Below are 25293 nucleotides of genomic sequence, written 5' to 3'. Positions count from 1 at the left end.
CTTTATTTTACAACGGCTTCAATTTTATCGAGTTCCCATACCCCACCTGCAGCAAGCCCTTTACACATGCCTGTCCACATATCTTTAGTATGTACGAATTTTTGCCCATCCCAAACCCACTCATCACTTGACCAGCAGTCTCCAATCCCCCTTCCTTTTTGTGAGCTACCGATTATCCCATCCCCAAAATCTGAGGCATGTTCAGTCACAAAGATCGCTTTTCCTGTTAAAGACTCATCCAGTACCCACGCTCCATACCCCTCATTATATGCTCCACGCCAACATAGGGTCGTTGCCAATACTTTTTTATTGCTTAATTTGTAAAGTTCAATCGACTGAGGTTTTACGCCATCACTAGTATAAACTCCCTCACAAAAACCATCTTGTTTGGGTGTGGGTTGTGTTGCCATCAATGATTTATACACTGACTGATGCTGCTTATTATTAGGCTGTAGGGTTAAATAAGGTTTGCTGGCTGTTTTAACCTGTTTCACCATCAATTTCGGTTGAGCTGCCAAAACTTTTACTTCGCTCATTTTCCCTTTTTTGACCAATACCCCTGTCGTTCCAACACGTTTCTGAAAATCATCAATTTTTAATAAGCTTGCGGTCATACCCGCATCCGAAATATTCCATTGCAGTCGGTTGTTTTTAAATACTATGTCTGCTTTTCCACTGGCTTGTTGCAACAATCCATTCACCTGTGCTGCGGTCAATCTACCCATAAGTGGAAATTCAGTGCCATCTACCAAAACAGCCCCTAAATCCTTGCCATTGACATAAAAATGAATATTTTTAAGCTGATTTTTAGGAATTTGAGGTTCGGTAAACCCATCACCCAAAGCAAACTCGCCTGTGACTTGCTGAGCTTTGCCCGCCTGACGTGTTAATAGGATAGATGCTGGATAATCATCACTGGATTCATTGTGATAGCCTGCTGCTCGGCAGGTTCCTGTATTACTACAGTAAATTTCCCAATCTTGATGTGAAAATGAAATCCCTTTGATTTCTTGTGCGAAGCTAGTAGAACTGAGTGCCATAAAGCAGCAAACTGAAAGTATATTCTTCACTGGTATCATTCTGTATTACTCATATTTATTATCAAACTTGAAAACAGTTTAAAGGGCTAATCTACACTTGTCATATGTCATTTTATTGCAGAAGATATGAGCTTAAAGCAAACTGAGTTTGGTCAAATTTAAAATCGTTTTGTGTAGGTTGCGGCATGCCAAATGCGACGCTTTATTTTCCACATCTTTTAAAACAAAGTGTGGAATATGAATACGGCGGTTATCAAGATCCGCTTAAATTATTGAAGATTGTACACCCTTCAAAACAAATCGCTTTCTTTAGTTATCAAATTCCTAAGCTGAAGAACAGAACAGATGGCGTAGCCAAATATCAAGATGAAGACACGTTTAACTTTAGAGAAATCAAAGTCACCGTTGATCAATCACAACAGCATTTGGTTGGAACTATTCTAAATTTTTACAACGCAACTCACTAATCAAATCATAGGCACAAAAAAACCTGCTAGATGCAGGTTTTTTAATCACACTTATTTTTTTAAAATTGACTCGAAAGCTTTTAAACGTTTATAAATTGAGAGTAATTCAATAATCGTTTTCCAAGAACTGATGAGATATTGAAATGATTCACGCACTTTATCAAAGATGTTACTGATTTGGTTGATCAAGCCTAAAGTCATTTTACCTGATGCAATCGCTGGAAATAGGACAACTAAGCTGTATAAAACATCGAGTTGCTTATACCAAATCGCGACTAGATTAAAATAAGCATAGTGGAAATAAAGTCTAAAATAATTTAAACGAACTTTACTGAATAACTCTTTTAACGTGATTGGATCAGCTCTATTCGGATGATCTTCACCATAAACCAGTTCCTTACGATAAGCTGCTTCAACTTTTTGATTGTTAAATTGCAAGCCTGGTAGTTTTTGCCCGACAAACATTAAAATAATCGTACCCACGATAGCCCAAACCACAGCCGCCCACACCAATGAGTGTTTGATTTCACCAACGACAGGTAAGACAGGTACTTTTTCTGAAATTTTGAACAATAGCGGTAAAAAGGCAATGAGAACCATCACTGATTTAATCAACTCAACACCTAAATCCTCGACGATAGTTGCGAAGCGCATCGTATCTTCCTGAATACGCTGCGAAGCACCTTCAACGTGGCGTAATTGCTCCCAATTTTCTGTGTAGTATTCATTCATTGCTGTCCGCCAACGGAATACATAATGACTGGTGAAAAAGGCATTAATTACGGCAAATGTAACAGCAACCATCGCAATATAAAGGAATGTTAGCGTACCTTTATATAGATCATTAATATTACCACCACCTTCACTTAGCATCTTTTGGATCATATCCCAAAATGGACCATACCAAGCATTGATCGCAACACTCACCTGCACGCCAAACCAGATATTAAACAAAATAAATGCAGAACCCCAAACTGACCATTTCTGCCATTTATTATCAGAAAAAAATCGCCAGAATCCTGCAAAAAGTGCTGTTGAAGCCAAAAACCAAATATAAAACCAAATGAACGATGCTGATAAAAATCGACTCACACCAACAGGTAGCTCTACTTCAGCATAACCTTTGGTAAAACCGAGATATTCACCCCAACTATGACCACCTGTATACCAAAGCAGCATATTCAAGGCTAACCACACAACGACTGAAATAAAGAACAAGCGTGGATTAGGAAAAAAAGATTTAAACATCGCGTTTAACAATCCTTGTAGTGTTGCTATTGACGTTGGAACGTCATCCTATAATTTCAAACTTAAATTTGTCTGATGAAAAAGTTTAATGAATGGTAGTTATTTACCTGTTTTCTCAATTTTTTGATAGCTTTTTGTAGCGTATTTACAATTTGTTTAATAAACATCAACTGGATAGACGAACTTAAACATTATCGCTGTCTACCCTTAATTCAATATTTTGCAGAAACTATGGCTCAAGGCTACTCATTTTTAAAGCTAAATCCTGTTGATTTAAATCAACTTGCTTTGTTTTGCTTTTAATTACCCATTGAATATTGGCCAATTTTTCTTTTGCAGCATCAATACCCGCTTGCATAGTCATTTCACGGCCTTTGATATCAAAGATATGCGCTTTTTCACGTAGATCAGGCTGAATGACAATATCTGCATTTTTCAATTCTTCTTCAGCCAAACGTCCTTGCATAATGTTGATATTTTGGTTGAATAGCCCCCAAACATTACTGGTTTCAGTATGAATAGGTTGTGCCAAAATATCCACTGCAATCACCACATCTGCGCCTAAATCCCGTGCAACCTGTACAGGCACAGGACTGACTAGGCCACCATCAACATATTCCACATTACGGATCTTGGTTGGTATAAACATACTCGGAATCGAAGCAGATGCACGTACTGCTTGGCCTGTATTACCATAATTGAATACAGTTTTGGTGCCGTCTTTTAATTCCGTTGCAACCACATACATCGGGATTTTTAACTTCTGTAAAGGAATGTTTTGGACTTGCTCATTCACATAGTCCTCAACTTTTTTACCATCAAAGAAACCTTTTAAACTGATATTCACTTCTCTTACATCGGTAGCCTTAAGCTTAAGCGCAATATCTCTCAACTCTGCAGCGGATTTACCACTTGCATAAATTGAACCTACAATACTGCCTGCACTTGTACCTACAATAAAATCAGGGCGAATACCTTGCTGTTCCAACACTTCAAGTACGCCGATATGAGCATATCCACGTGCCCCACCACTGCCGAGTACTAAGGCAACAACAGGTCTTTTTTCTTGTTGTTTAATATGTGCAAAGGGCTGAACAACTGCTTGTACTTGGGCATCTTCAACTAAAGGTTTTAAATGCGAAGTCGTTTGACAACCCGCCAAAATCACCATTGAAAGTCCAAGCGTCAATAATTTAAGCTGTTTCATATGCTGTCTTGCCATATCTACGTGATTCTATCTTTTAATTTTAACGCCATTATTGGTGAAATGCTGTATCAATTTTTATGTATATATCCACAATATATTGATAAAAAGCCCCTCGAAAGGGGCTTTAATTTAGTGAAGTAAGCCTTTATAAATCCAATAACTTACCAGATATCAGAATCTACTTTTTTCTTTAGCTCAGGATATTGATCAATCTTGAACTCTGGTTCCTTGATCCCTTTTTTAAGCTGAGAAGTATAATCTTTCAACAGTATGCGTGCCATTGGTGTTAACAGCAGGATTGCCACAAGGTTAATGGTGGCCATCAAGCCCATTGAAAGGTCGGCCATTGACCAGATTAAAGGTACACTTGTGATCGCCCCGAAATAGACCATTGCCAATACCAGCAGGCGGAAAATGAACATGACCTTTGGGTTGTCATTAATGAACTGTACATTGCTTTCAGCATAGGCATAGTTACCAATAATTGAGGTAAAGGCAAACAGGAACAGGATAATGGCAAGGAAGCCTCCACCCCAACCACCAATTTGGCTCTCCAATGCTTTTTGGGTCAATGTCACGCCCTCAAAGCCAGCTTCATGATACAGACCAGACACCATGATGATGATCGCAGTACATGAACACACCACGAAAGTATCAACAAATACACCCAGCATTTGTACCAACCCCTGATTCACAGGATGCTTCACATCAGATGCAGCAGCAGCGTTTGGCGCTGAACCCATACCTGCCTCGTTGGAGAACAAGCCACGTTTGATGCCCATCATCATTGCCATAGAAATCATCGCACCAAAGAAACCACCTGCTGCCGCATTAAACTGGAATGCTTCGGTGAAGATCAGTTTAAAAATCTCAGGCAACATCGGCAAGTTGATTATCGCGATGTACAAAGCGACCATGATATAAAGCAATGCCATGAAAGGAACAATACCTTCGGCAACCTTGGCGATACGCTTGATCCCACCAAAGATGATCAATGCTGTCATAACCACCAATGCAATACCAACCCATGACACTTCAAAATTAAGACTACCGAGACCCAATACAAAATTGGCTTTATCCCACCCCCATGCATGTGAGGTTGCCCCAATAATCGCATTTGCCTGCACGGCATTAAATACAAAGCCATAAGCCAGAATGAGTGACAGTGCAAAAACAATCCCCAGCCATTTTTGTTTTAAGCCCTGAGTAATATAGTACGCAGGTCCACCTCGGAATTGCTTGTTTTGATGGTCTCTCACCTTAAACAACTGGGCAAGCGATGATTCAACAAATGCAGAACTCATGCCAAGAAAGGCAGTGAACCACATCCAGAACACGGCCCCAGGACCACCAATGGCGATTGCTATGGCAACACCAGCAACGTTACCAACACCGACACGGCTTGCAAGACCCGTGACGAAAGCCTGAAATGGTGTAATGCCATGTTCATCTTGCGTCTCTTTACGGCTTCCCTTCATCACAAGAATGCTGTGCAGGAACAAGCGAAGCTGTACCGCACCCGTAACGAATGTGTAAAACACCCCAACCGCAACCAATAAGACGACCAGAAAATTCCAGAGTGGATCATTCAGGAATTGTACCCACGACATCAGCGTGGCATTTAATTGTTCATTCATCACTTATTCGCTTTAAAATATTTTATGTACGGCAGTACATATACGATAACAATCGATGAACCAAAAAAGCCCCACATGGGGCTTTTGATCCGACTTAGGCAAAGAATTTCAAAATTAATTGAATTACTGTTGCATTAATTAAATCAACAAAGAACGCACCACAAAGCGGAACAATTAAAAATGCTTTATGTGATGGTCCATACATGTTGGTAATTGCTTGCATGTTAGCAACAGCTGTTGGCGTTGCGCCCATACCGAAACCACAGTGACCAGCAGCAAGAACTGCTGCATCATAATTTTTGCCCATGACGCGGAAAGTAATAAATGCTGCATACAACGCCATGGTAATAGTTTGTGCACCCAAAATTACAACCAGCGGGCCAGCCAAATCGGCTAATTGCCACAACTTTAATGACAACAATGCCATCGCTAAATAAAGTGACAAAGATGCATTACCAAACACATCAATTGCACGATCAAAAATATCAACTTTTAATACGCTTTCTAAAATATTACGCAGGATGACACCACCACCCAATGCCCATACAAAGGTGGGTAACTCAAACCATGTGCCTTTACTATAACCTGTCATAAACTCAGCAAATGCTAGACACGCAGCAAACATCCCCAGCGTGGTAATCGCATTATCAGCCGTAATTAAACGCACTTGGTGTGGATTTTCAAATGGTGCGAGTTCATCAGGGTGTTGATCTAGATGGGTATCACGATTCTTAATCGCAGTGGATGATTGCTCTTGAGCAAGGCTATAACGATTGATTAATAGTTTTGCAAGTGGCCCACCAATGATGCCGCCGATAATCAAACCAAAAGTTGCACTTGCCATGCCTAGTGCTAATGCACCCTGAATTCCATGTTGGCTTTCAAGAATTTCACCCCATGCCCCTGCTGTACCGTGTCCACCTGTTAAAGTAATTGAGCCTGCAATCAATCCGACCAAAGGATCAATACCTAATAAAGAGGCAAGACTCATCCCGACAACATCCTGTACGATGATGAATGTAGCGACACAGATCAAGAATAAAACTAAGCCGATCCCGCCTTCTTTGAGCTTCATAAAGTTTGCACTTAAGCCAATCGAAGCAAAAAAGATCAACATAAAACTGGTTTGCAACTGACTGCTGAAAACAATACTGTAGCCCCAGAGTGAATGCACCAACAAGGATACCACTGCTGCCACCAAACCACCTGCGACAGGTTCAGGAATGTTGTAGCGTCTTAAGAAATCAATTTTGTTGACCAGCAAACGTCCTAATAACAGCACGATCACTGCCGAAATTAGCGTATAAAAACCATTAAAAGTAAATTCCATGTTTTATTCCATTTATTCTATTTGTTATGTAAATAAACAAGCGCTGTAGCTCTGGCACGAAAGTGCTGAATCTGTTCTTGCCCACTGACATAGGCATTGTTCATCATGGAAGTTGCAACGGTTATTGCAAAATCTTGAATAAACGGCTTACGGATGAGAGGTAAACTCATGAGAAGCTCCTGTATTCGTGTATATTTCAACATTTTTCATAAGCATAAAATTGGGTAAATAAATATGCTTATCATAGAAAACTTCCCTCACCTTCTTGGTTAGAAAAGCCTAATCGATTTTTGAAAAGGGCGTATTATGCATAAATTTAGATTATTGTGTGTATTTTTTTATTCCAATCATCATAACGATTTCAGCGTGTATCAATAAATACTATTTCTATTTCATTGTGTTACAAATACATTTCTTTTTCACATAAAGATAACAAATTAAAAAATTTTATGGATCATCTCATCTCGTTAATCTTTACTCGACTATTTTTTATTCAAATCTCAATCTACGACTAAAAACCCATCCTCAAATCTATCTTATTACTTTATAGTCTCATTACATGAGAAAGAGCCATAAGCTTAGGAACCTTAAGATGAACATGGAACAAATCCGTTATGTGGATGATGCGATTACAGCCCGTCATTCTGTACGTGCATTTTTAGATACACCTGTTGCAACAGAGACAATTAAGGATATTTTAAATGTTGCCGCTCGTGCGCCATCAGGTACAAACACTCAACCATGGAAAGTTTATGTGGTGACAGGCCAAAAACGCGCCGAGATGATTGAGCGAGTTTGTGCTGCTCAACAAGCACTTTTTCAACAACCAGAACTCGCTGAACAATATCAAGAAACTTTCGCCTACTACCCTGAAACATGGATTTCACCATTTATTGATCGTCGTCGTGAAAATGGCTGGGGACTGTATGGTTTGCTGGGCATTCAAAAAGGGGAAAAGGAAAAAATGGCGGCACAGCAATTGCGTAACTACCAGTTGTTTGATGCCCCTGTTGCCCTGTATTTCACCGTGAACAAGGCAATGGGCATTGGTTCAAAAATGGATATTTCCATGATGATCCAGAATGTCATGGTTGCAGCAAAAGCTCGTGGCTTGGACACCTGTCCACAAGCCGCATGGAACCATTTCCACCCTATCGTACTGGATGTGCTTGGCGCACCTGACGATGAAGAACTGGTGTGTACTGTTGCTCTGGGCTATGCAGACCCCGACCACATCGTAAATACCTTTATCACGCCACGCGAAGCTGTTGAAAACTTTACTGTGTTTTTAGATGAATAATGGATTTATAAGACAGTATCTCTAGCTGGAGATACTGTCTTGCTGTTTCTCCACCTTAAAAATGGCAAACAATCCTGCACTGGTAAACATCAACATCATCAATCCCATATTGAGGCTAGCTTTCCATAACAAGAAATTTAAAATCACACCACCTAACAAACCACAGGCAAACTGCATACTGCCCATGATGGCACTGGCCGTTCCTGCCCTTGCACCCTGTTTCGACATGGCCAAAGCCATCGCATTAGGCCCAGTTAAACCAATTCCAGAAACAGCAAGAAACAAGCCTGACATCAACAGCCAAAGTGGCGCATGGTTCATCAAGCCAGCACTGACCACAATCACTGCGCCAAAACATTGAATTGTCCCACCTAAGCACAAGCGCGGAAAAATATCCATTCGAGTATTTAAGTGCTTATTGATTGAGGACATCAACATAATCCCAGCTGCATTAAATGCAAATGCATAAGAAAACTGTTGCTGAGACAGTCCGTACTGCCCCATAAAAACGGCTGAAGCAGAGCTGATATAACAAAATAATGCCGCACCCGTCAGACAGCCTGCAAACATTGGTCTTCTAAAACTCTCATCTTTTAAGATTGCGGCATAAAGGGTCGTTACCTGATAAAAAGACAATTTTAAACGGCGTTCTACAGGCAAGGATTCCTTAAAGAAGAAATGTACACACAACCAGCAGATTATTCCAATCACCGCCAAAGTGATAAAAATAGCTTGCCACGGGAAAAATGTTAGAATCCAGGCACCAAATATAGGGGCAAGAATCGGGGCCCACTCATTGGTCTCGAAAACGCAGGCCAGACTGGCAAGCGCATACAAGCCTAGACCAAAATACAACGGGGTCTTGCGTCCAATGCGGTCACTTACAGGCCCATAAATCAGTTGTCCAATCGCAAGTCCCAGAAAATATGCAGGTAAAGTATTGGCAATCATCTGCATGCTTACCCCAAACTCATCTGCCATTTGTGGCAGTGCGGGTAAATACATATCAATGGATAACGGCCCCAAAGCGGTCAATAAAGCCAGCAATAATATCCATGCTGTTGAATATTGACGCTGACGAGCTTGCTCTGCCTGCATAATACTGTACTTTTCATGTTAATCATGTTTGCAAGCTTAGCATCCTCACTGTATTTGTGCATAATATGAGTGATAAAATCGATAGCAGAATACAAAAAGGATCAACCTTGAATCCCTGGTTCGGACGTTTAAAACAGGCAACCTACAACACCACGTTTATGTATAACGTGCGTATGCTTATTGCCTTTACAGGCACGGCTTTTGTTCCCTATCTGCTCAATTTCCAACTTGCTACCATTCCGCTGACATTAGGTGTGGTTGCCGCAGCGATCAGTGACATTGATGACCGTTTTTCCGTGCGGATCATGAACCTGATTTATACTTATATCGGCTTCTTTATCACTGCGGTATCGGTTCAATTGTTATTCCCCTACCCAATTATTTTTGCAGTTGGATTAATTGTTTCCTGTATTGGATGGATTTTATTAGGCTCTTTGGGGCGGCGTTATGCGACCATCGCTTACGGATGTTTAGTGATTTCTGTCTATACCATGCTCGGTGTACACTTATTTGAACAATGGTATTTACAACCAGCATTCTTAGTTTTGGGAGCCGCTTGGTATGGATTACTTTCAACAATCAGTTTCTTGCTGTTCCCTGTACGAAAAGTACAAGACCAACTTTATGCATCCTATAATGCTTTAGGTAGTTTTTTATTTGCTAAATCAAACTTATTTGATGTGGACATTACTCCACCCAGTTATCAACAAAGTATGATTGATATTGCATTAGAAAATGGCAAATTGGTGGCGATTTTTAATGATATGCGAATGTCACTGTTAACCCGCTTAAAAGGTGACCGCGGTCAGAAAGATACACGTCGCAGTCTACAATACTATTTCGTTGCACAAGATATTCATGAACGTGCAGACTCCGCACATATTGATTATCAAAAGCTAGCGAAAGTATTTCAACACAGTGATATCTTATTCCGTTTTCAACGCATTCTCACGATTCAGGGTAAAGCCTGTCAGGATTTAGCCCAATCAATTTTAAGCCGTACACCTTATGTGCATAACAAACGCTTTAAACACAGCTTTGAAAATTTAAGAGTTTCCTTAGACAAATTAAGAGAAGATGGACTTTACGATCAAGTTCGCATCAATGCATTATTTGCACTCTATCAAAATCTTAAATCGATTGATGCACAATTACAGAATTTAGAAACGGAAAGAAATCTGAAATTAATCAATGCACAACAAGCAGAAAATCAACTAAAAGATGATGATTTAAAAGGTTGGAATGATATTCTAGTCCGTGTTAAACAACATTTAACCCCTGAGTCTGTGTTATTTCGCCATGCGGTTAGACTTTCAATCGTGTTGTTTATTGGTTATGTCTTTATTCAAGTAACCCATATTGCTTACGGTTACTGGATTTTGCTCACAGCATTGTTTGTTTGCCAACCTAACTTTAATGCTACCAAACGCCGCTTATATTTGCGAATTGTTGGAACTCTAATCGGTATTATCGTGGGGCTAACCATCATCTATTTTATTCCTTCGATTGAAGGGCAACTGGTGATGTTAGTTCTTAGTGGCGTATTATTTTTAGAACTTCGAAGTAAACAGTATGCTCAAGCAACAGCTTTTATTACGATTCTCGCTTTAATTAACTTTAATCTAGATGGTTCTGCATTTGCGGCAGGTTTCCCACGCTTTATTGATACCTTGATCGGCTGTGCCTTGGCGTGGTTTGGGGTCAGTTTCATTTGGCCAGATTGGAAATTCCGCAGGCTACCTCGCTCGATCCAACGTTCTTTACAAGCCCAATGTACCTACTTAGCAGAAGTAATTGAGCAATATCACCAAGGTCGTAATAATGCATTAAATTATCGTGTAGTTCGGCGCGCTGCGCACAATACTGATGCAGAAGTTGCTTCTCTTATTTCCACGCTTGCCACAGAACCCAATATTGAATCTACTCAGAAAACTTTGGCTTTTGAGTTTCTATGCTTAAGTCATACTTTTTTAAGTTATATCGCTGCACTTGGAGCTCATCGCGAACAAATTCAAGATCAAGAGGTTCTAGCCCTGCTCGATCAAGCATTAGATGATATTCAAGGTGCTCTGCTTAGAGATGAAGTCCCTGATTTATCTGCACAAAATATGATGAAAACCATACGTGAGCATTTAAATCGCAATGATGAAAACAATCAAAAGTCTCTAATTATTTTACAGCAGCTTTCGCTTATGCTTAGCATATTAACTCGTTTAAGTATGCTCAAACAAAGTCTCAGTCATGAACCGAATGAAGATGGCACTGAGTTTGCTTCTCTTTAATTTATCCGCCATTGGCATAATATCTTTGAGTGCCAATTGGTGTTAAACTTAACTCAGTTCTAAACTCATTTTTTAAACTATGACCGCCAAAACGCTATACGCTTATACGCTACAACCTGTTCCTTACGAAGTCTCTGAAGCTGAACAACGTCAAGCTCAACTGATGATTTGGCGTAGTACCAATAAATTCAGTAAAAAAGCATGGATGATTATGATTGCACTTGTGGTGCTTTCATTAGTTTCAGCAGGACTGATTAAGTATTATTCAACTTACTCAACTGTATTGTGTTGGGTTGTGATCATTGCTGTGATCCTTTTTTATCTTGTGAAAAAATTTGGTCTTGAGTGGTACGTTAAACGCAAAATGACAGAATTTCCGGTTCAAGAGATTAAAGGTCTTCGTTTAGGCGTACAACCCCATGGTATCGTGATGCGCCAAAAAGTTGGATTACAAGAAGGTACTGCGACCATTGGCTGGAAAGACATTTACGAATGGTACAACTCTCCAGAGTTTATTTTAGTTAATTTCAAAGTAAAAACACCAAAAGGCGAACAACAACAAGGTGCTTACATCCTACCTAAGCGTATGGATTCTAAGAATTTCCCTTTTAACACGGTACGTAAACATTTAAATGAAGTTGTAGGCGCACCAAAGTCAATTTAACGCCTATGATTCTAAAAACCTCTCGAAATGAGAGGTTTTTTCAACCCCATAAAAATAAATGAGAATCAAAATCAATATTACCTACAAAATCCATATTATGTTCGTATTCTTGAGTTATAATTTTTGACATAAATTCCATTATCTTTTCATTTTTGACCATGTCTAAAAAAGTCTTCTTCCAAATCCATTGGTTTTTAGGGATTACTGCAGGGCTTATACTTTCTTTAATGGGAGTAACCGGTGCAATTTATTCTTATGAACAGCAAATTTTAAAATGGCTCAACCAAGATAGCTATGTCGTTGAGGCTGCTCAAACACCAAAACTTAGCCCTGCCCAGTTATACCAACATTTCAATCAGCAACAACCCGAGATTGAAATTAACAGCATTACTATTGCTGCCGACCCAACAGCACCTTCTACCGTCAATATTAAAAAAGAAGGTGCACGTCGTGGTTATAATATGATGGTGAACCCTTATACGGCTGAGGTCCTACCCGATATTAAAGGTCGTGACACCTTACAATTTATTCAGCGTTTACATCGTAATTTAACAGCTGGGGAATTTGGAGCACAAATCACAGGTGCTTCTACACTAATGCTGATTTTCTTTGTATTGAGTGGCATCTATCTACGCTTTCCAAAGAAACATAGCATTAAACAATGGCTGTTTATTAAGCCAAAACTAAAAGGTCGTAACTTTATTTGGGACCTACATGCAGTGGTAGGAACTTGGGTCGTTGTGTTTTACCTACTGTTTGCTTGCACTGGCTTATATTGGTCTTATGACTGGTGGCGTGCAGGTATGTTCAAGGTCATGGGCGTTGAACAGCCACAACGTAATCAACAAAATAATGAACATGGCAAAGATAAACAACCTAAGCTGACAAACGCACAGCTTAATACTATCTTGATGCAAACATGGACTGGAGTAAATGCCCAGATTGGTCGTGAATACTCAAGTTTAACCCTGAATATTCCCAAAAATGCGGATGCCAAAGTTGAACTCTCTTTTGTCGATGCCATTCCTCAACATGAACGTGCACGTAACCAAGCGATTTATAACTATCAAGACAATAAATTTGAAAAATTTGAATTGTATAAAGACAAGAAGCTCAATGAAAAAATCATGAGCAGCATGTTGCCTGTGCATCGCGGCAGCTTCTTTGGTTCGACTTATCAATTTATTGCCATGCTGGCATCATTGGCCATGCCTCTGTTCTTTGTAACGGGTTGGATGTTGTATCTAAAACGTCGCAAGCAGAAAAAGCTAACCCAAGCGGCACGTCAATCACTCAACGCACAGCAGGTTGATCCAAATGCCAAGCCTTGGCTGATCACTTATGCGACGCAAACAGGTGTATCTGAACAACTAGCATGGCGTACTGCGACCAGCTTGCAGGAAGCGCAACAACCAACGACGGTTAAACCGGTTCAGCAACTGACTGAACAAGACCTACAACAAGCATCACAGGTTTTATTTGTAATCAGCACATATGGCACAGGTGAAGCACCTGATCTTGCAACAAGTTTTAGCAAAAAACTGATGCAACAAAAGCTAGAGTTAGCTCATATGCAATACGCAGTGCTTGCACTAGGATCAAGAGAATATCCTGACAGCTATTGCAGCTTTGGTTATGCCGTTGATGCATGGTTAAAACAATGCAAGGCACAACCATTATTTGACTTGATCGAAGTAGATAATGCCAATAGCAATGATATTCAACGCTGGAATCAAGCGCTTTCGGTGGTGACTAAGCATGAACTACATGCCATGAATATAGAGAAAGTGTTTGACCAGTGGACTCTCGCTGAACGCACATTGCTCAACCCTAATAGCTTAGGACAGGCAGCCTATAATATTGAACTTCGTTCCGCTTCTGATATAACTTGGCATGCTGGCGATATTGCAGAAATTCAGCCTGCCAATTGCTTAACCGACATTCAGGATTTCTTAATCAAGTATCAGATTCCAACACACAGTGTCGTTGAATCATTGAACCAAGAGATTGAACAGCTCCTTTGGAATAGAAACCTACGAGTTGAGATTCAGCCATTTAGTACACTTGAAGATTTACTTGAACAACTACCCACTCTACCTACACGTGAATATTCGATTGCCAGTATTCCTTCGCAACAACTCCTGAGACTGGTGGTTCGTCAAAAATATGATGAACAGAATCAACTTGGTCTTGGTTCAGGTTGGCTCACTGAATTTGCTCAGTTGCAGCAGACCATTGCCCTGCGTATTCGGACCAATGAGTCCTTCCATCTGATTGACGATAACCGTCCAATTATCTGTATTGGTAATGGCACAGGCATTGCAGGCTTGATGAGTTTATTACAGCAACGTAATCGACAAAACTATACAGCCAATTGGCTGATCTTCGGTGAACGCCAACGCGAACATGATTTCTTTTATCAAGAAACCATTCAAGCGTGGTTGAATATGGGAAGCTTGCAACGTTTGGACCTCGCCTTCTCTCGTGATCAGGAACAACGCATCTATGTACAAGATATTTTGCGAAGCAATGCTGATGAACTGATCACATGGATTGATCAAGGTGCGGTGATTTATGTCTGCGGCAGCATTGAAGGCATGGCTTCAGGAGTCGATCAAGCTTTGACAGATATTCTCAGCGAAGAAAAACTAGATGAATTAAGACAAGCTGGACGTTATCGTCGAGACGTTTATTAAACCCTTTTGATATCTAAAAACGAGTGCTAGCCACTCGTTTTTTTCATCAAAACATAAGAGAATTTGCCTTTCTTAGAATTTTGCATACACTGAGCACGATTCAAATTGACTACAATTAAGATTATGCAAATAAGTTCATGGGTTCGTCTTGTTTTAGCCCTTATCGGTTCAGTTCTGTTCTTAGATGGCGCTATTCTAATCGCCTTTAAAAAGATTTATATTGGAACAGTACTACCGCTACTACTTGGGCTATTTTTTTGCCTCTATGCTTATTTCTATTATCATATCGAACGTTTCTTCTTCTATCATTTTCGTCTACATTCAATTTGGCGCTTCGGCTGGTTGTGCTTTTGGATTTGGGTCGTTAGCTTAGGCTATTTCTTTAATTACATTTCAGACAATAATACCAAAACTCAAAATATCCCTACGGTTAAAGCCATTATTGTGTTAGGCAGTGGCGTTGAAAATGGACAACCTTCTGCCACATTGGCGAAACGCTTAGAGCGTGCTGCCCCTGTAGCTTTAGCACAACCTCATGCCAAATTAGTCATGACAGGTGGTATTGATTTTGGTGAAACTAATAGTGAAGCGATTGTCATGTCACGTTATGTACAGCAGCACTATCATATTCCTGCCTCACAGATCATCTTGGAAGATAAAAGCACGAGTACGGAGCTGAATCTTAGAAATAGCCAACACTTATTACAGACACAACAGATTGACATCCATCAACCGATCGCAATTGTAACCAGCGATTTCCACACATTACGCGCCGCCGCCATTGCAAAGAAACAAGGCTATCGTAATATCATTATGCTTGGCGCAACGACACCAGTGACCACACGCTATAATGCATGGTTAAGAGAATACTTTGCTTATGCCAGTGGTTGGCTTCTGAATGAATATTGATTGGGGTTGTCCCCCAATCAATTTATCTCATTTAATTGTGTAGACGAATATCTCTAGGCAAAGGTAACTTTAACTCAGCAAATACATCTGGTCGTTGTAAATAAATTTGGTAAAGGAAATTTTTTACATCCAATAAAAAAGTATCAGGTGAAACCAATAGATTGTTACCCTCTGGGGTAAGGTCTAAAGATAGAATCGTATTATTTTCTTTTAAAAAAGGAATCATCTTTTCAATGAAAACCCACAGTGATACTTCCTGAATCTCGTATTTAGCCCAATTATCTTTAATCAATAATTTTGCCAAACCTTTATTTTGCCAAATCGATAATGCGTGTTGACCAGATGGGGTTGAACATAAGGCCCACCCATCATGATAAAGCGCAATAACTTGCCTTTGTATAATAATATTTTGAATAAATTGACGATAAATATCTTTTGGTGAGGAACTAGAATTTGTTGTTTGTGATTTCGACGCAGCCTTGCGTTGATATGGATTTTTCATAAAATAGTTCAATATTAGAATCATTATTGACGCTAATAATAAAACAATTCTATATAAATTACAAGGATTTGAACTAGAAGAGAAATTATGGTGGGCGCTGACGGGATCGAACCGCCGACATTCTGCTTGTAAGGCAGACGCTCTACCAACTGAGCTAAGCGCCCTGAGCGAGAGTAAACTCGTATCAGAGATCAAGTATAAGTATACTTGTTAAAACAAACATTCTCAAAAAAAGGTATTAAGAGAATGGCGCAGCGGACGGGGCTCGAACCCGCGACCCTCGGCGTGACAGGCCGATATTCTAACCAACTGAACTACCGCTGCACTGCTTACTTCTATTAAGAAGTATGTGTCACTAATTATGGTGGGCGCTGACGGGATCGAACCGCCGACATTCTGCTTGTAAGGCAGACGCTCTACCAACTGAGCTAAGCGCCCTGAGCGAGGTAACAAATTTAAAGCAACGCTCTAAATATTGTTTAAGTATCAAAGAATATAAACTCTAATTTACTTAACTCTATCTATTCTTGCAATCTTAAAGTGGCGCAGCGGACGGGGCTCGAACCCGCGACCCTCGGCGTGACAGGCCGATATTCTAACCAACTGAACTACCGCTGCACAATAATTTTGCAATTATAGGGTAAAACGATATTAAAACTTAAGTGGCGCAGCGGACGGGGCTCGAACCCGCGACCCTCGGCGTGACAGGCCGATATTCTAACCAACTGAACTACCGCTGCACTTGAGTTTTAACGTAAAGGCTTGGTGGGCGCTGACGGGATCGAACCGCCGACATTCTGCTTGTAAGGCAGACGCTCTACCAACTGAGCTAAGCGCCCTTAACGTCTTCATCGTTTGTGAGGTGCATTATAGAGAATCTTTACAGCCTGTCAAACGCTTTTGCCATTCTTTTCTGAAAAAAGCGTACGAATGATTAAAAAATAAGTAATTCATTGAAAAAATCAAGATTTTCGTATTTTATTTAAGCACTTATTCATATTTTCATCATTCATTTTCTAAAGTATGTTCTGAAATATAAACCAGCGCCTGCTCAGAAATTAGCTCAAATAACTCAATAATCTCATCATTCTTCATCCGAATACAGCCATGTGACATCGGAATGCCCATCGGCTCTGTATCAGGCGTGCCATGAATATAGATATATCGTTTAAATGTATCGCAACCATTTCCATGATTGAATCCATCTTCTAAACCATCCAACCATAAAATTCGTGACAAAATCCAATCTCTTTGTGGAAATTGTTGTGCGAGTTGTTGGTTATACACTTCCCCTGTCGGCTGACGTGCAATAAAGACCGTATTTTTCTTTAGGTCTGCACCAATCTTTTGTGCGACTTGATGCCAACCTCTTGGCGTCTTACCGCTATTCTCTTGCTCACCAACACCATTCTTGCCAGAAGAGATCACATAAAATTTATTGTGCTTTGGCAAATGTAGAATTTGTTGTGCTAAATCTATGACGATGTCTGCCTGATCAAGGGTATAAGTCATTTTTATCTCAACAGATGATAGAACACAGATATTTCAACATACACCCAAAGCTTTTTCTTGTATTTTTCGGTAGTTTTGATTGTTGATTGATTTTAAATATAAAAAACAAAACAGCATAGTAAGATCAAACATGCTGTTTTAGATCAGCAAAAGTAGTGTTTTAATCAATTCTCAGCGCTAAGGATTGCTTTTCTTAACAACGTAACTCACGGCATATGGGTCATATTTGGTGCGAGGTCTTGCCATTAAGGAAAAGCTTTAAGTTTGTTTATCCTCGTCACTCGCGGCATAGCCGCTCGTCTTGCGCTCGGACAAAGCGTTGCTTTTCTTAACTCGCCACTCGCAGCATAGCTGCTCGTCTTGCGCTCGGACAAAGCGTTGCTTTTCTTAACTCGCCACTCGCAGCATAGCTGCTCGTCTTGCGCTCGGACAAAGCGTTGCTTTTCTTAACTCGCCACTCGCAGCATAGCTGCTCGTCTTGCGCTCGGACAAAGCGTTGCTTTGTTTATCCTCGCTCAGGCTCGGGTCTTAACCACAACCACACAGCAACAATAAACATAGTGAGATCTGTAAAAATTTTGACAAGGAATGGTGCGTTGGTAAACAGCATTAAAATACCACTCATTAGCATCATGATACTTGCAATCCATTTTGCTTTACGCGGTACTGTCCCATGTTCACGCCAATCGCGTAAGGTGGGTCCGTATTTAGGATGATTTAAGAGCCAAGCATCCATTTCAGGCCATCCTTTCGATGCAGCCCATGCTGCAAGGATTAAAAACACAGTGGTTGGCATGCCTGGTAAAATTGCTCCAATGATTCCTAAAATAATAAAAATCACAACTAAACTACGCCAGAACAATGTTTTCATTGAGTAATTAACCAACACATGTTTACAACCATGGTAGTATAAATTGTTTTTATTGCTCTTTCTTAAACTTAACTTATTATTTCCATGATTGAGTAACAGCATGTCGAGCCTAATGAGTACGACCCTTTTTTTTGAACCTTGGTTGCAGTTTAAGAATCCTATAGTACGTCACTTGGCTTTTTGCATCGCGAGTCCAAATATTTTAGCTCGAATCCCGCCAGATTTAGTGCTAAAGCATACTTTTGAGCTCCATTCTGATCAAATCTGGCAAACTCATTATGAACGCTATGAAGAACGCTTAAAGCAACTTGATCAACATCCGCAAGCCCTCATTGATTTTCTTGCTCAACTCAAAAGTACTCGCCTTGGGCTACGATTCGAGAACTTACTTTGGTTTTGGTTATTAGATGATGAGTATCATCCCTATCAACTTTTAGGTCATAGCATTCAAAAAATTGTAGGATCGGTTACGCTAGGTGAACTAGATTTCGTCATTTTAAATAAAGACACGCAAGAAATTGAACACTGGGAAGTTGCGCTAAAGTATTACCTAGGTGAAAGTAACTTAGACTTAGCGCAATGGTATGGGCTAAATCGAGAAGACACATTACAAAGAAAATTGAAGCATTTCACTCAACGTCAATTTCAGTTTGCGGATGCAAATCATCATCAGATTCAACGAAGATTTGCGATTATGAAAGGGCAATTATATTTACCGACTGATTTGAATCAGTTTGCACTCCCCAACTGGGTCAACTCGTCCCGTCGTTTGGGATTATGGGGAACTAATATTCCCACAACAGATTACTATCGATTACAACGTCATGAATGGTTATGTCCTAATCAGCAAGCATCCTCAAAAAATGCAACATGGTGGACAAATGGTCTTTATTATCATGAAACACCTAGCCCCTCATTTTATATGTTTCGCCAACCCTCTTTATTATTCGTTAGATCTTCTTCATCAGATTATTTTTTATAAAGTAACATTTTATAACACTTCTACTATCAAACCATTATGTTTATTTTCTGCATTTTTTCTTAGCCTCTAAGAACATCATAATTACATTTAAACGGAGAAGATGATGAAAAAAATCTTAGTTGCTTCAATCATGACTGCTTTTGTTTTAACTGGTTGTAATACATTTAAGGGTTTTGGGCAGGATGTATCTAAAGCAGGTGACAAAGTTACTCAAACTGCTGAAAAAACTCAGGATAAAATGTAATTTTAGTGAACACCCTTCGCAAAACCTTATCTAAACATAGATAAGGTTTATTTTTGCATACCTTTCTCTATCATATTCCCCTATTATATCGGTTCAGATTTCACCAGATTTAACCACATCTCGCATGAACCATTCCGATACTCTTGAACTTAGTTTACAGCTCCTACGCCAACCTTCTGTCACCCCTGTTGACCATGATTGTCAAAATATTATGGCCGAGCGTTTAGCAAAAATTGGCTTTAATATCGAAAACATGCGTTTTGAAGATGTTGATAACTTATGGGCACGCCGAGGCACTACAGCACCCGTTTTTTGTTTTGCAGGTCATACAGACGTCGTTCCTACAGGCCATTTAGATGCTTGGAATTCAGATCCATTTTTACCAAGTATCCGTGACGGTAAATTATATGGTCGTGGTTCAGCAGATATGAAAACAGCACTGGCTGCAATGGTGGTTGCATCTGAACGTTTTGTGGCGAAGCATCCGAACCATAAAGGTTCTATTGCATTTTTGATTACATCTGATGAAGAAGGTCCTTCAATCAACGGGACAGTGAAGGTCATTGAAACTTTAGAAGCACGTAACGAAAAAATGAACTGGTGCTTGGTAGGCGAACCATCGAGCACACATCAATTAGGCGATATCGTCAAAAATGGTCGTCGTGGCTCTTTGAATGCGATTTTGACTGTTCATGGCACACAGGGACATGTGGCCTACCCTCATTTAGCAGAAAATCCTATTCATTCAGCATCGAAGGCTTTAACTGAACTGTGCGATACTGTTTGGGATAATGGCAATGAATATTTCCCTGCGACCTCTTTTCAAATTTCAAATATACAAGCTGGAACAGGTGCAACCAACGTAATCCCAGGCACACTAAAAGTTACTTTTAACTTTCGCTACTCAACTGAAGTGACAGCTGAAATTCTCAAACAACGCGTACTTGAGACTTTGGATAAATATAATTTAACTTATGATATTCAGTGGACACTATCAGGTTTACCTTTCCTCACCCCTGTTGGTGAATTAGTGAATGCTGCAAAAACAGCGATCAAAAATGTGACTGGTGTTGAAACTGTTCTATCGACAAGTGGAGGAACTTCAGATGGCCGCTTTATTGCACCTACGGGCGCTCAAGTTCTAGAATTAGGCGTATTAAATGCAACAATTCACCAAATCAATGAACATGTAAATGTCGATGATTTAGAGCCACTTGCTGAGATTTATGAGCAAATTTTAGTTGAATTACTTGCTTAACATACAAGTTGAGGCAATAAAAAAGGAACTCTTTTGAGTTCCTTTTTTATTTATAACCCTAGTTGGGTTTGAATATTTTGTAGATGAGGGACATAAAACTGTTTTTCCCCAATCTTGACATATTTATATACGTTATTGTCATCAATGTCTTTTTCTTCATCTACAATTTCAGAAATACGTAAACGAATGGATTCAGGCATTTCATTACAAACCAAAGCAAATCGTTCTGAAACGTCATCACCTTCAACCACCAATGCTACCCCATTTTTATTTGCTGGATCATTTACAGCATAAATAGGAAGTTTGAGATCATGCCATTCAACATGATCAATATTGGTTTGTGTATCCATCGCTGATAACACGATATTCTGCGGTAGCAGCATTGGAACTTTTTCATGACATTTAATAATATAAGCGTCAATAAACCCTGTTGATACCGTAATTAAATGTTGTAACTCTTGTTGGTCAATTTGCCCCAAACCTGAGTTTGCGCTTTTTTTTACCATTAATTTTTACCTCATGAGCGCACTGTTAGTAAACTTTCAATATTTTCCAAGAGTGTTTCTTCTTGGAATGGTTTACCCATATATTGATTTACACCAAGTGATAAAGCACGTTCACGATGCTTTTCACCCGTACGTGATGTAATCATGATAATTGGTAAATCGCGATGTAATTCATGATGTCGAACAAGGTTTGTCACTTCGAAACCATCCATACGCGGCATTTCAATATCAAGTAACATCAAGTCTGGCTTAATGGTTTCAAGCTGCTCAATCGCATCCACACCATCTTTCGCAGTCACAACATCATAACCTTGACGCTCTAATAGGCGCGAAGTTACCTTACGTACAGTTACCGAGTCATCGACGATCATAATCAAGCGACGTTCATCATAGCGCTGTTTTGTATAAGTTTCATCAGCCTGTTTACTACGTGCTGTAGACTGTGCTTGTCGAGCAATATTTTGACCATCTAAGATCAAACATACCTGACCATCACCCATAATCGTCGCACCAGCAATCACCCCGATACTTGAGAACTGTTGTCCAATAGGTTTTACAACAATTTGTCCACGAGAACCAACTAACTGATCAACAAGTAATGCTGTTGTTTGCCCCTGCGCACCTTTAACCAACAATACAGGCAATGAATGAACAACGCCATTTAAACGAGGAATCGGCTGCCCAGCAACAAACTCAGATAAATAACGTAAACGATAACTTTCTTGATCGATCTTGAAATAATCGTCTTTACTTTCAAAGTATTGTTCTAATGCCGCAGGTGAAATACGAACAATACGGTCAATTTGTGCAAGTGGGAAGGCAAACTGTTGATCGCCTGCTTTTACCATCAAGGCATCACTTACAGCTACTGTGGTCGGTACTCGAATGGTAAATGTTGTTCCTTTACCTAAAACAGAGTTAACGCTCACATGACCGCCAAGCGCTTTAATATCGCTCTGAACAACATCTAGACCAACACCACGCCCAGAAATTTGTGTAACTTGTGCAGCCGTACTAAAACCTGGATGGAAGATAAATTGCAGAATTTCTTCATGGTCAAGTTTCTGCTCTTTAGTCATTAAACCTGTTTGAATCGCTTTATCTTTAATGCGATTCACATCGATACCTTTACCATCGTCACTAAATGTCACAACAATATCAGTACCCTGACGACCAATATTTAAAGCGATATGTCCAGTTTCTGGTTTCTTCGCTTGTAAACGTTGCTCTCTGTCTTCAATACCGTGGTCAATCGCGTTACGCAACATATGTTCAAATGGCGCAACCAATTTTTCCAAAATACTACGGTCTAATTCACCCTCAGTATTGTTAACAATTAATTCTGTTGGTCGGTTTAAAGTCGATGCTGTTTGACGAACAATACGTTGTAAACGTGGTAATAATCGAGAGAAAGGTACCAATCGGGTACGCATCAAACTTTCTTGAATTTCTGCTTGAATACGAGATTGTTGTAATAACAAACCTTCCGTATCACGAATCTTCTCAGAAAGTGTGGTCTTAAAGTCAACCAAGTCCGACGCGGATTCCGCAAGAGATTTTGACAACTGATTTAAAGATGAATATTGGTCCATCTCTAATGGGTCAAAATCTGCATAGCGAGAGTTCTCACCACCATGACGTGCGATAATTTGACTTTCTAACTCACCTTCCATTCGGCGTAACTGATCTGCCAAACGTTTGATCGCAAGCTCCATCTCCGTTAATGTACCGCCCAATTGACCAAGGTCCATTTCGATACGCGAACGGTTAATCGCATTCTCACCTGACAAGTCAATCATTTTCTCAATGACGTCAGCGGAGACACGAATCATCTCATTATTTTGTTCAATACGTTCGGTCGTTTCCCACTCACCTAACATTGATGGAGGTTCTGTACCATCGCCTTGAACAAACTCCATTGTATATTCTGGAGTGAAAATATCTTTAGCTGAGAGCTTTTGTGGAAGTTGTGCTGAAACATCAACAAACTCCATATTCTCTAAACTTTGTTTTAAGCCGTCAAAGTTTGCATACTGACGTTTGAAAATCGCATCACTCAACCAAGCCAATGCTGTATTGAGAAGATTATCGTAAACATTTGAATTGAAATGATGTACACCAAACTGTTCAAATGCATTCTCGAGATGATAAGCAACAATCGCAATTGCATCTAACTCAGCCATACGTGCACCACCTTTTAAACTGTGGGCATTACGTTGTAACTGTAAGAGCAAACTACGATTACCACGTTGATCAAACCATTGTCTTAATAGACCTTTGGCTTGTTCAAGTAGTTCTTCTGCTTCTTCTAAGAATGTTTGCTCAACAAGAGAACGAACATCATCATCAAGGGCAACTTCATGAACAATTCCAGCATTTGAAGTATCTTCTAGAACTTCTTGAGCTTCGACCAATGAGAATTCATCAATTGATAAGTCCGTGAGATCATCCGTTTCGATCAAAGCGGCAACATGATTTTCGGCTACAGGCTCAAAAGTAACAGGTGATGACGAAGTAAAATCAATAGATTGATCTGCTTGCTGAAGCAATTGAAGTACGTGTGTAGCTGGATAATCGACTTGTTTATCACGAATAGTTTGAATTCGATCTGCAATATCATCTTGTACTGCACGAATGACTGCGATTAATTGTGGGTTCGGTTGTAACTGCTGATTGATTAATTTCTCATAAATTGTTTCCAATTCATGTGCAATTAAACCAATATGACCTGCTTGAATCATATTTGAACCACCTTTTAAGGTGTGCAAATATCTCATCAAGTTTTTCAATGCACCTACATTTTGTTGATCAGCTGTCCATGTATTTAGATCAGCATCAATACCAACCAATAACTCATCAGCTTCTTCAAGGAAGATATCTAACAAGTCTGGATCAAGGTCACGATTTGAATCACTTGATTGCAAGCTTTGTTTATCTAAAGCGAATTGTGCAGCTAAATCACCCACATCAACAGCATGATGTGTTTCAGTTCTTAACGTATTTACAAAAACAGTCGAATCAACCGTGGTTTCCACTGTGGCTGTATTCAAACTATCCAATTCTTCAATGTCATCAACAGGAATAACCATTGATGCAAAACTTGCTGAATCTTGGTTTGCTAATACACTCAACGCATGTGTAGCTGGATAATCGACTTGCTTATCACGAATAGTTTGAATTCGATCTGCAATATCATCTTGTACTGCACGAATGATTGCGATTAATTGTGGGTTCGGTTGTAACTGCTGATTGATTAATTTCTCATAAATTGTTTCCAATTCATGTGCAATTAAACCAATATGACCTGCTTGAATCATATTTGAACCACCTTTTAAGGTGTGCAAATATCTCATCAAGTTTTTCAATGCACCTACATTTTGTTGATCAGCTGTCCATGTATTTAGATCAGCATCAATACCAACCAATAACTCATCAGCTTCTTCAAGGAAGATATCTAACAAGTCTGGATCAAAGTCACGATTTGAATCACTTGATTGCAAGCTTTGTTTATCTAAAGCGAATTGTGCAGCTAAATCACTC

Annotated in this window: 20 protein-coding genes, 6 tRNA genes and 1 pseudogene; 9 read left to right on the top strand and 18 right to left on the bottom strand. The window is 39.7% G+C overall.

Annotation, left to right across the window (positions count from 1 at the left end):
* Positions 1-2 precede the first annotated feature (2 nt).
* Positions 3-1079 carry a DUF1176 domain-containing protein gene (locus tag CDG59_RS01885; protein ID WP_087543222.1) on the bottom strand — a complete coding sequence of 359 codons (1077 nt, stop codon included), beginning with the start codon at positions 1077-1079 and terminating at the stop codon, positions 3-5.
* 125 nt (positions 1080-1204) lie between these two features.
* Between CDG59_RS01885 and CDG59_RS01880 the strand changes: the two are divergent.
* Positions 1205-1507, top strand: a pseudogene (locus CDG59_RS01880) (DUF4850 domain-containing protein); the annotation flags it as partial.
* 51 nt (positions 1508-1558) lie between these two features.
* Here the strand turns inward: CDG59_RS01880 and sbmA are convergent.
* From sbmA to CDG59_RS15265, 5 genes are all read right to left on the bottom strand, one after another.
* Positions 1559-2755 carry a peptide antibiotic transporter SbmA gene (sbmA, locus tag CDG59_RS01875; RefSeq protein WP_087543219.1) on the bottom strand — a complete coding sequence of 399 codons (1197 nt, stop codon included), beginning with the start codon at positions 2753-2755 and terminating at the stop codon, positions 1559-1561.
* Positions 2756-2984: 229 nt separating this feature from the next.
* A complete protein-coding gene (locus CDG59_RS01870) occupies positions 2985-3962 on the bottom strand; it encodes a patatin-like phospholipase family protein (RefSeq protein WP_087535777.1) in 978 nt (325 codons plus the stop codon).
* A gap of 161 nt (positions 3963-4123) precedes the next feature.
* Positions 4124-5599 (bottom strand): alanine/glycine:cation symporter family protein, encoded by a 1476-nt coding sequence (locus tag CDG59_RS01865; protein WP_087543218.1) that lies wholly within the window; start codon positions 5597-5599, stop codon positions 4124-4126.
* A gap of 94 nt (positions 5600-5693) precedes the next feature.
* Positions 5694-6929: a sodium/glutamate symporter gene (gene gltS, locus CDG59_RS01860; protein ID WP_087543216.1), complete on the bottom strand. Its 1236-nt coding sequence runs from the start codon at positions 6927-6929 to the stop codon at positions 5694-5696.
* A gap of 17 nt (positions 6930-6946) precedes the next feature.
* Positions 6947-7099: a hypothetical protein gene (locus CDG59_RS15265; protein ID WP_171294967.1), complete on the bottom strand. Its 153-nt coding sequence runs from the start codon at positions 7097-7099 to the stop codon at positions 6947-6949.
* Positions 7100-7521: 422 nt separating this feature from the next.
* On the opposite strand from CDG59_RS15265, the gene CDG59_RS01855 reads away from it, so the two are divergent.
* Positions 7522-8229, top strand: coding sequence for a nitroreductase (locus CDG59_RS01855; protein ID WP_087543215.1), 708 nt, complete (start codon positions 7522-7524; stop codon positions 8227-8229).
* A gap of 21 nt (positions 8230-8250) precedes the next feature.
* Here the strand turns inward: CDG59_RS01855 and CDG59_RS01850 are convergent, their stop codons facing one another.
* Positions 8251-9327, bottom strand: a complete 1077-nt coding sequence (locus CDG59_RS01850; RefSeq protein WP_087543213.1) for a multidrug effflux MFS transporter — start codon at positions 9325-9327, stop codon at positions 8251-8253.
* Positions 9328-9434: 107 nt separating this feature from the next.
* On the opposite strand from CDG59_RS01850, the gene yccS reads away from it, so the two are divergent.
* The 4 genes from yccS (at position 9435) to CDG59_RS01830 (ending at position 15878) form a co-directional block, all read left to right on the top strand.
* Complete coding sequence (gene yccS / locus CDG59_RS01845) at positions 9435-11609, top strand: YccS family putative transporter (protein ID WP_087543436.1); 2175 nt, start codon at positions 9435-9437, stop codon at positions 11607-11609.
* Positions 11610-11688: 79 nt separating this feature from the next.
* On the top strand, positions 11689-12273 hold the full coding sequence (locus CDG59_RS01840) for a YcxB family protein (protein ID WP_005161985.1): 585 nt from the start codon (positions 11689-11691) through the stop codon (positions 12271-12273).
* 158 nt (positions 12274-12431) lie between these two features.
* Positions 12432-14969, top strand: coding sequence for a PepSY domain-containing protein (locus CDG59_RS01835; RefSeq protein WP_087543212.1), 2538 nt, complete (start codon positions 12432-12434; stop codon positions 14967-14969).
* Between the two features lie 123 nt (positions 14970-15092).
* Positions 15093-15878, top strand: a complete 786-nt coding sequence (locus tag CDG59_RS01830) for a YdcF family protein (RefSeq protein WP_087543210.1) — start codon at positions 15093-15095, stop codon at positions 15876-15878.
* A 31-nt stretch (positions 15879-15909) separates the two neighbouring features.
* Here CDG59_RS01830 and CDG59_RS01825 read toward each other — a convergent pair whose 3' ends face one another.
* The 9 genes from CDG59_RS01825 to CDG59_RS01785 all read right to left on the bottom strand — a co-directional run bounded on the left by CDG59_RS01825 (position 15910) and on the right by CDG59_RS01785 (position 18763).
* Positions 15910-16380, bottom strand: a complete 471-nt coding sequence (locus tag CDG59_RS01825; protein ID WP_005161994.1) for a DUF2750 domain-containing protein — start codon at positions 16378-16380, stop codon at positions 15910-15912.
* 88 nt (positions 16381-16468) lie between these two features.
* Positions 16469-16544, bottom strand: a tRNA-Val gene (locus CDG59_RS01820).
* 83 nt (positions 16545-16627) lie between these two features.
* Positions 16628-16704: transfer RNA gene (locus CDG59_RS01815), tRNA-Asp, on the bottom strand.
* 38 nt (positions 16705-16742) lie between these two features.
* Positions 16743-16818 (bottom strand) — tRNA-Val (locus CDG59_RS01810).
* Between the two features lie 103 nt (positions 16819-16921).
* Positions 16922-16998: transfer RNA gene (locus CDG59_RS01805), tRNA-Asp, on the bottom strand.
* Positions 16999-17043: 45 nt separating this feature from the next.
* Positions 17044-17120, bottom strand: a tRNA-Asp gene (locus CDG59_RS01800).
* A gap of 23 nt (positions 17121-17143) precedes the next feature.
* Positions 17144-17219 (bottom strand) — tRNA-Val (locus CDG59_RS01795).
* A 166-nt stretch (positions 17220-17385) separates the two neighbouring features.
* Positions 17386-17892 (bottom strand): cell wall-recycling L,D-carboxypeptidase ElsL, encoded by a 507-nt coding sequence (elsL, locus tag CDG59_RS01790; RefSeq protein ID WP_087543208.1) that lies wholly within the window; start codon positions 17890-17892, stop codon positions 17386-17388.
* Between the two features lie 505 nt (positions 17893-18397).
* The gene (locus CDG59_RS01785) at positions 18398-18763 is read right to left on the bottom strand and encodes a YbaN family protein (RefSeq protein ID WP_087543434.1); all 366 of its coding nucleotides are present in this window, start codon (positions 18761-18763) and stop codon (positions 18398-18400) included.
* 100 nt (positions 18764-18863) lie between these two features.
* Here CDG59_RS01785 and CDG59_RS01780 point away from each other — a divergent pair, with 100 nt between their 5' ends.
* The 3 genes from CDG59_RS01780 (at position 18864) to dapE (ending at position 21247) form a co-directional block, all read left to right on the top strand.
* The gene (locus CDG59_RS01780; protein WP_087543207.1) at positions 18864-19745 is read left to right on the top strand and encodes a DUF1853 family protein; all 882 of its coding nucleotides are present in this window, start codon (positions 18864-18866) and stop codon (positions 19743-19745) included.
* A gap of 100 nt (positions 19746-19845) precedes the next feature.
* Complete coding sequence (locus CDG59_RS01775) at positions 19846-19989, top strand: entericidin A/B family lipoprotein (RefSeq protein ID WP_017196706.1); 144 nt, start codon at positions 19846-19848, stop codon at positions 19987-19989.
* A gap of 124 nt (positions 19990-20113) precedes the next feature.
* The gene (dapE, locus tag CDG59_RS01770) at positions 20114-21247 is read left to right on the top strand and encodes a succinyl-diaminopimelate desuccinylase (RefSeq protein ID WP_087543205.1); all 1134 of its coding nucleotides are present in this window, start codon (positions 20114-20116) and stop codon (positions 21245-21247) included.
* 50 nt (positions 21248-21297) lie between these two features.
* Here dapE and CDG59_RS01765 read toward each other — a convergent pair whose 3' ends face one another.
* Together CDG59_RS01765 and CDG59_RS01760 are read right to left on the bottom strand one after the other, a co-directional pair.
* Complete coding sequence (locus tag CDG59_RS01765) at positions 21298-21753, bottom strand: hypothetical protein (RefSeq protein WP_087543204.1); 456 nt, start codon at positions 21751-21753, stop codon at positions 21298-21300.
* 11 nt (positions 21754-21764) lie between these two features.
* A partial coding sequence (locus CDG59_RS01760; protein WP_087543202.1) for an Hpt domain-containing protein occupies positions 21765-25293 on the bottom strand: 3529 nt, incomplete at its 5' end.

Source organism: Acinetobacter sp. WCHA29, assembly GCF_002165335.1.
GTDB lineage: Bacteria > Pseudomonadota > Gammaproteobacteria > Pseudomonadales > Moraxellaceae > Acinetobacter.
Note: the sequence above shows the minus strand (reverse complement) of the source record. Positions and strands in the feature narration are given on the sequence as shown.

Excerpts from the sequence above, each read along its gene's own strand:
- CDG59_RS01885 (WP_087543222.1), bottom strand. The coding sequence starts at position 1,079 with ATGATACCAGTGAAGAATATACTTTCAGTTTGCTGCTTTATGGCACTC.
- sbmA (WP_087543219.1), bottom strand. The coding sequence starts at position 2,755 with ATGTTTAAATCTTTTTTTCCTAATCCACGCTTGTTCTTTATTTCAGTC.
- CDG59_RS01870 (WP_087535777.1), bottom strand. The coding sequence starts at position 3,962 with ATGAAACAGCTTAAATTATTGACGCTTGGACTTTCAATGGTGATTTTG.
- CDG59_RS01865 (WP_087543218.1), bottom strand. The coding sequence starts at position 5,599 with ATGAATGAACAATTAAATGCCACGCTGATGTCGTGGGTACAATTCCTG.
- gltS (WP_087543216.1), bottom strand. The coding sequence starts at position 6,929 with ATGGAATTTACTTTTAATGGTTTTTATACGCTAATTTCGGCAGTGATC.
- CDG59_RS15265 (WP_171294967.1), bottom strand. The coding sequence starts at position 7,099 with ATGAGTTTACCTCTCATCCGTAAGCCGTTTATTCAAGATTTTGCAATA.
- CDG59_RS01855 (WP_087543215.1), top strand. The coding sequence starts at position 7,522 with ATGAACATGGAACAAATCCGTTATGTGGATGATGCGATTACAGCCCGT.
- CDG59_RS01850 (WP_087543213.1), bottom strand. The coding sequence starts at position 9,327 with ATGCAGGCAGAGCAAGCTCGTCAGCGTCAATATTCAACAGCATGGATA.
- CDG59_RS01840 (WP_005161985.1), top strand. The coding sequence starts at position 11,689 with ATGACCGCCAAAACGCTATACGCTTATACGCTACAACCTGTTCCTTAC.
- CDG59_RS01835 (WP_087543212.1), top strand. The coding sequence starts at position 12,432 with ATGTCTAAAAAAGTCTTCTTCCAAATCCATTGGTTTTTAGGGATTACT.
- CDG59_RS01830 (WP_087543210.1), top strand. The coding sequence starts at position 15,093 with ATGCAAATAAGTTCATGGGTTCGTCTTGTTTTAGCCCTTATCGGTTCA.
- CDG59_RS01825 (WP_005161994.1), bottom strand. The coding sequence starts at position 16,380 with ATGAAAAATCCATATCAACGCAAGGCTGCGTCGAAATCACAAACAACA.
- elsL (WP_087543208.1), bottom strand. The coding sequence starts at position 17,892 with ATGACTTATACCCTTGATCAGGCAGACATCGTCATAGATTTAGCACAA.
- CDG59_RS01785 (WP_087543434.1), bottom strand. The coding sequence starts at position 18,763 with ATGAAAACATTGTTCTGGCGTAGTTTAGTTGTGATTTTTATTATTTTA.
- CDG59_RS01780 (WP_087543207.1), top strand. The coding sequence starts at position 18,864 with ATGTCGAGCCTAATGAGTACGACCCTTTTTTTTGAACCTTGGTTGCAG.
- CDG59_RS01775 (WP_017196706.1), top strand. The coding sequence starts at position 19,846 with ATGATGAAAAAAATCTTAGTTGCTTCAATCATGACTGCTTTTGTTTTA.
- dapE (WP_087543205.1), top strand. The coding sequence starts at position 20,114 with ATGAACCATTCCGATACTCTTGAACTTAGTTTACAGCTCCTACGCCAA.
- CDG59_RS01765 (WP_087543204.1), bottom strand. The coding sequence starts at position 21,753 with ATGGTAAAAAAAAGCGCAAACTCAGGTTTGGGGCAAATTGACCAACAA.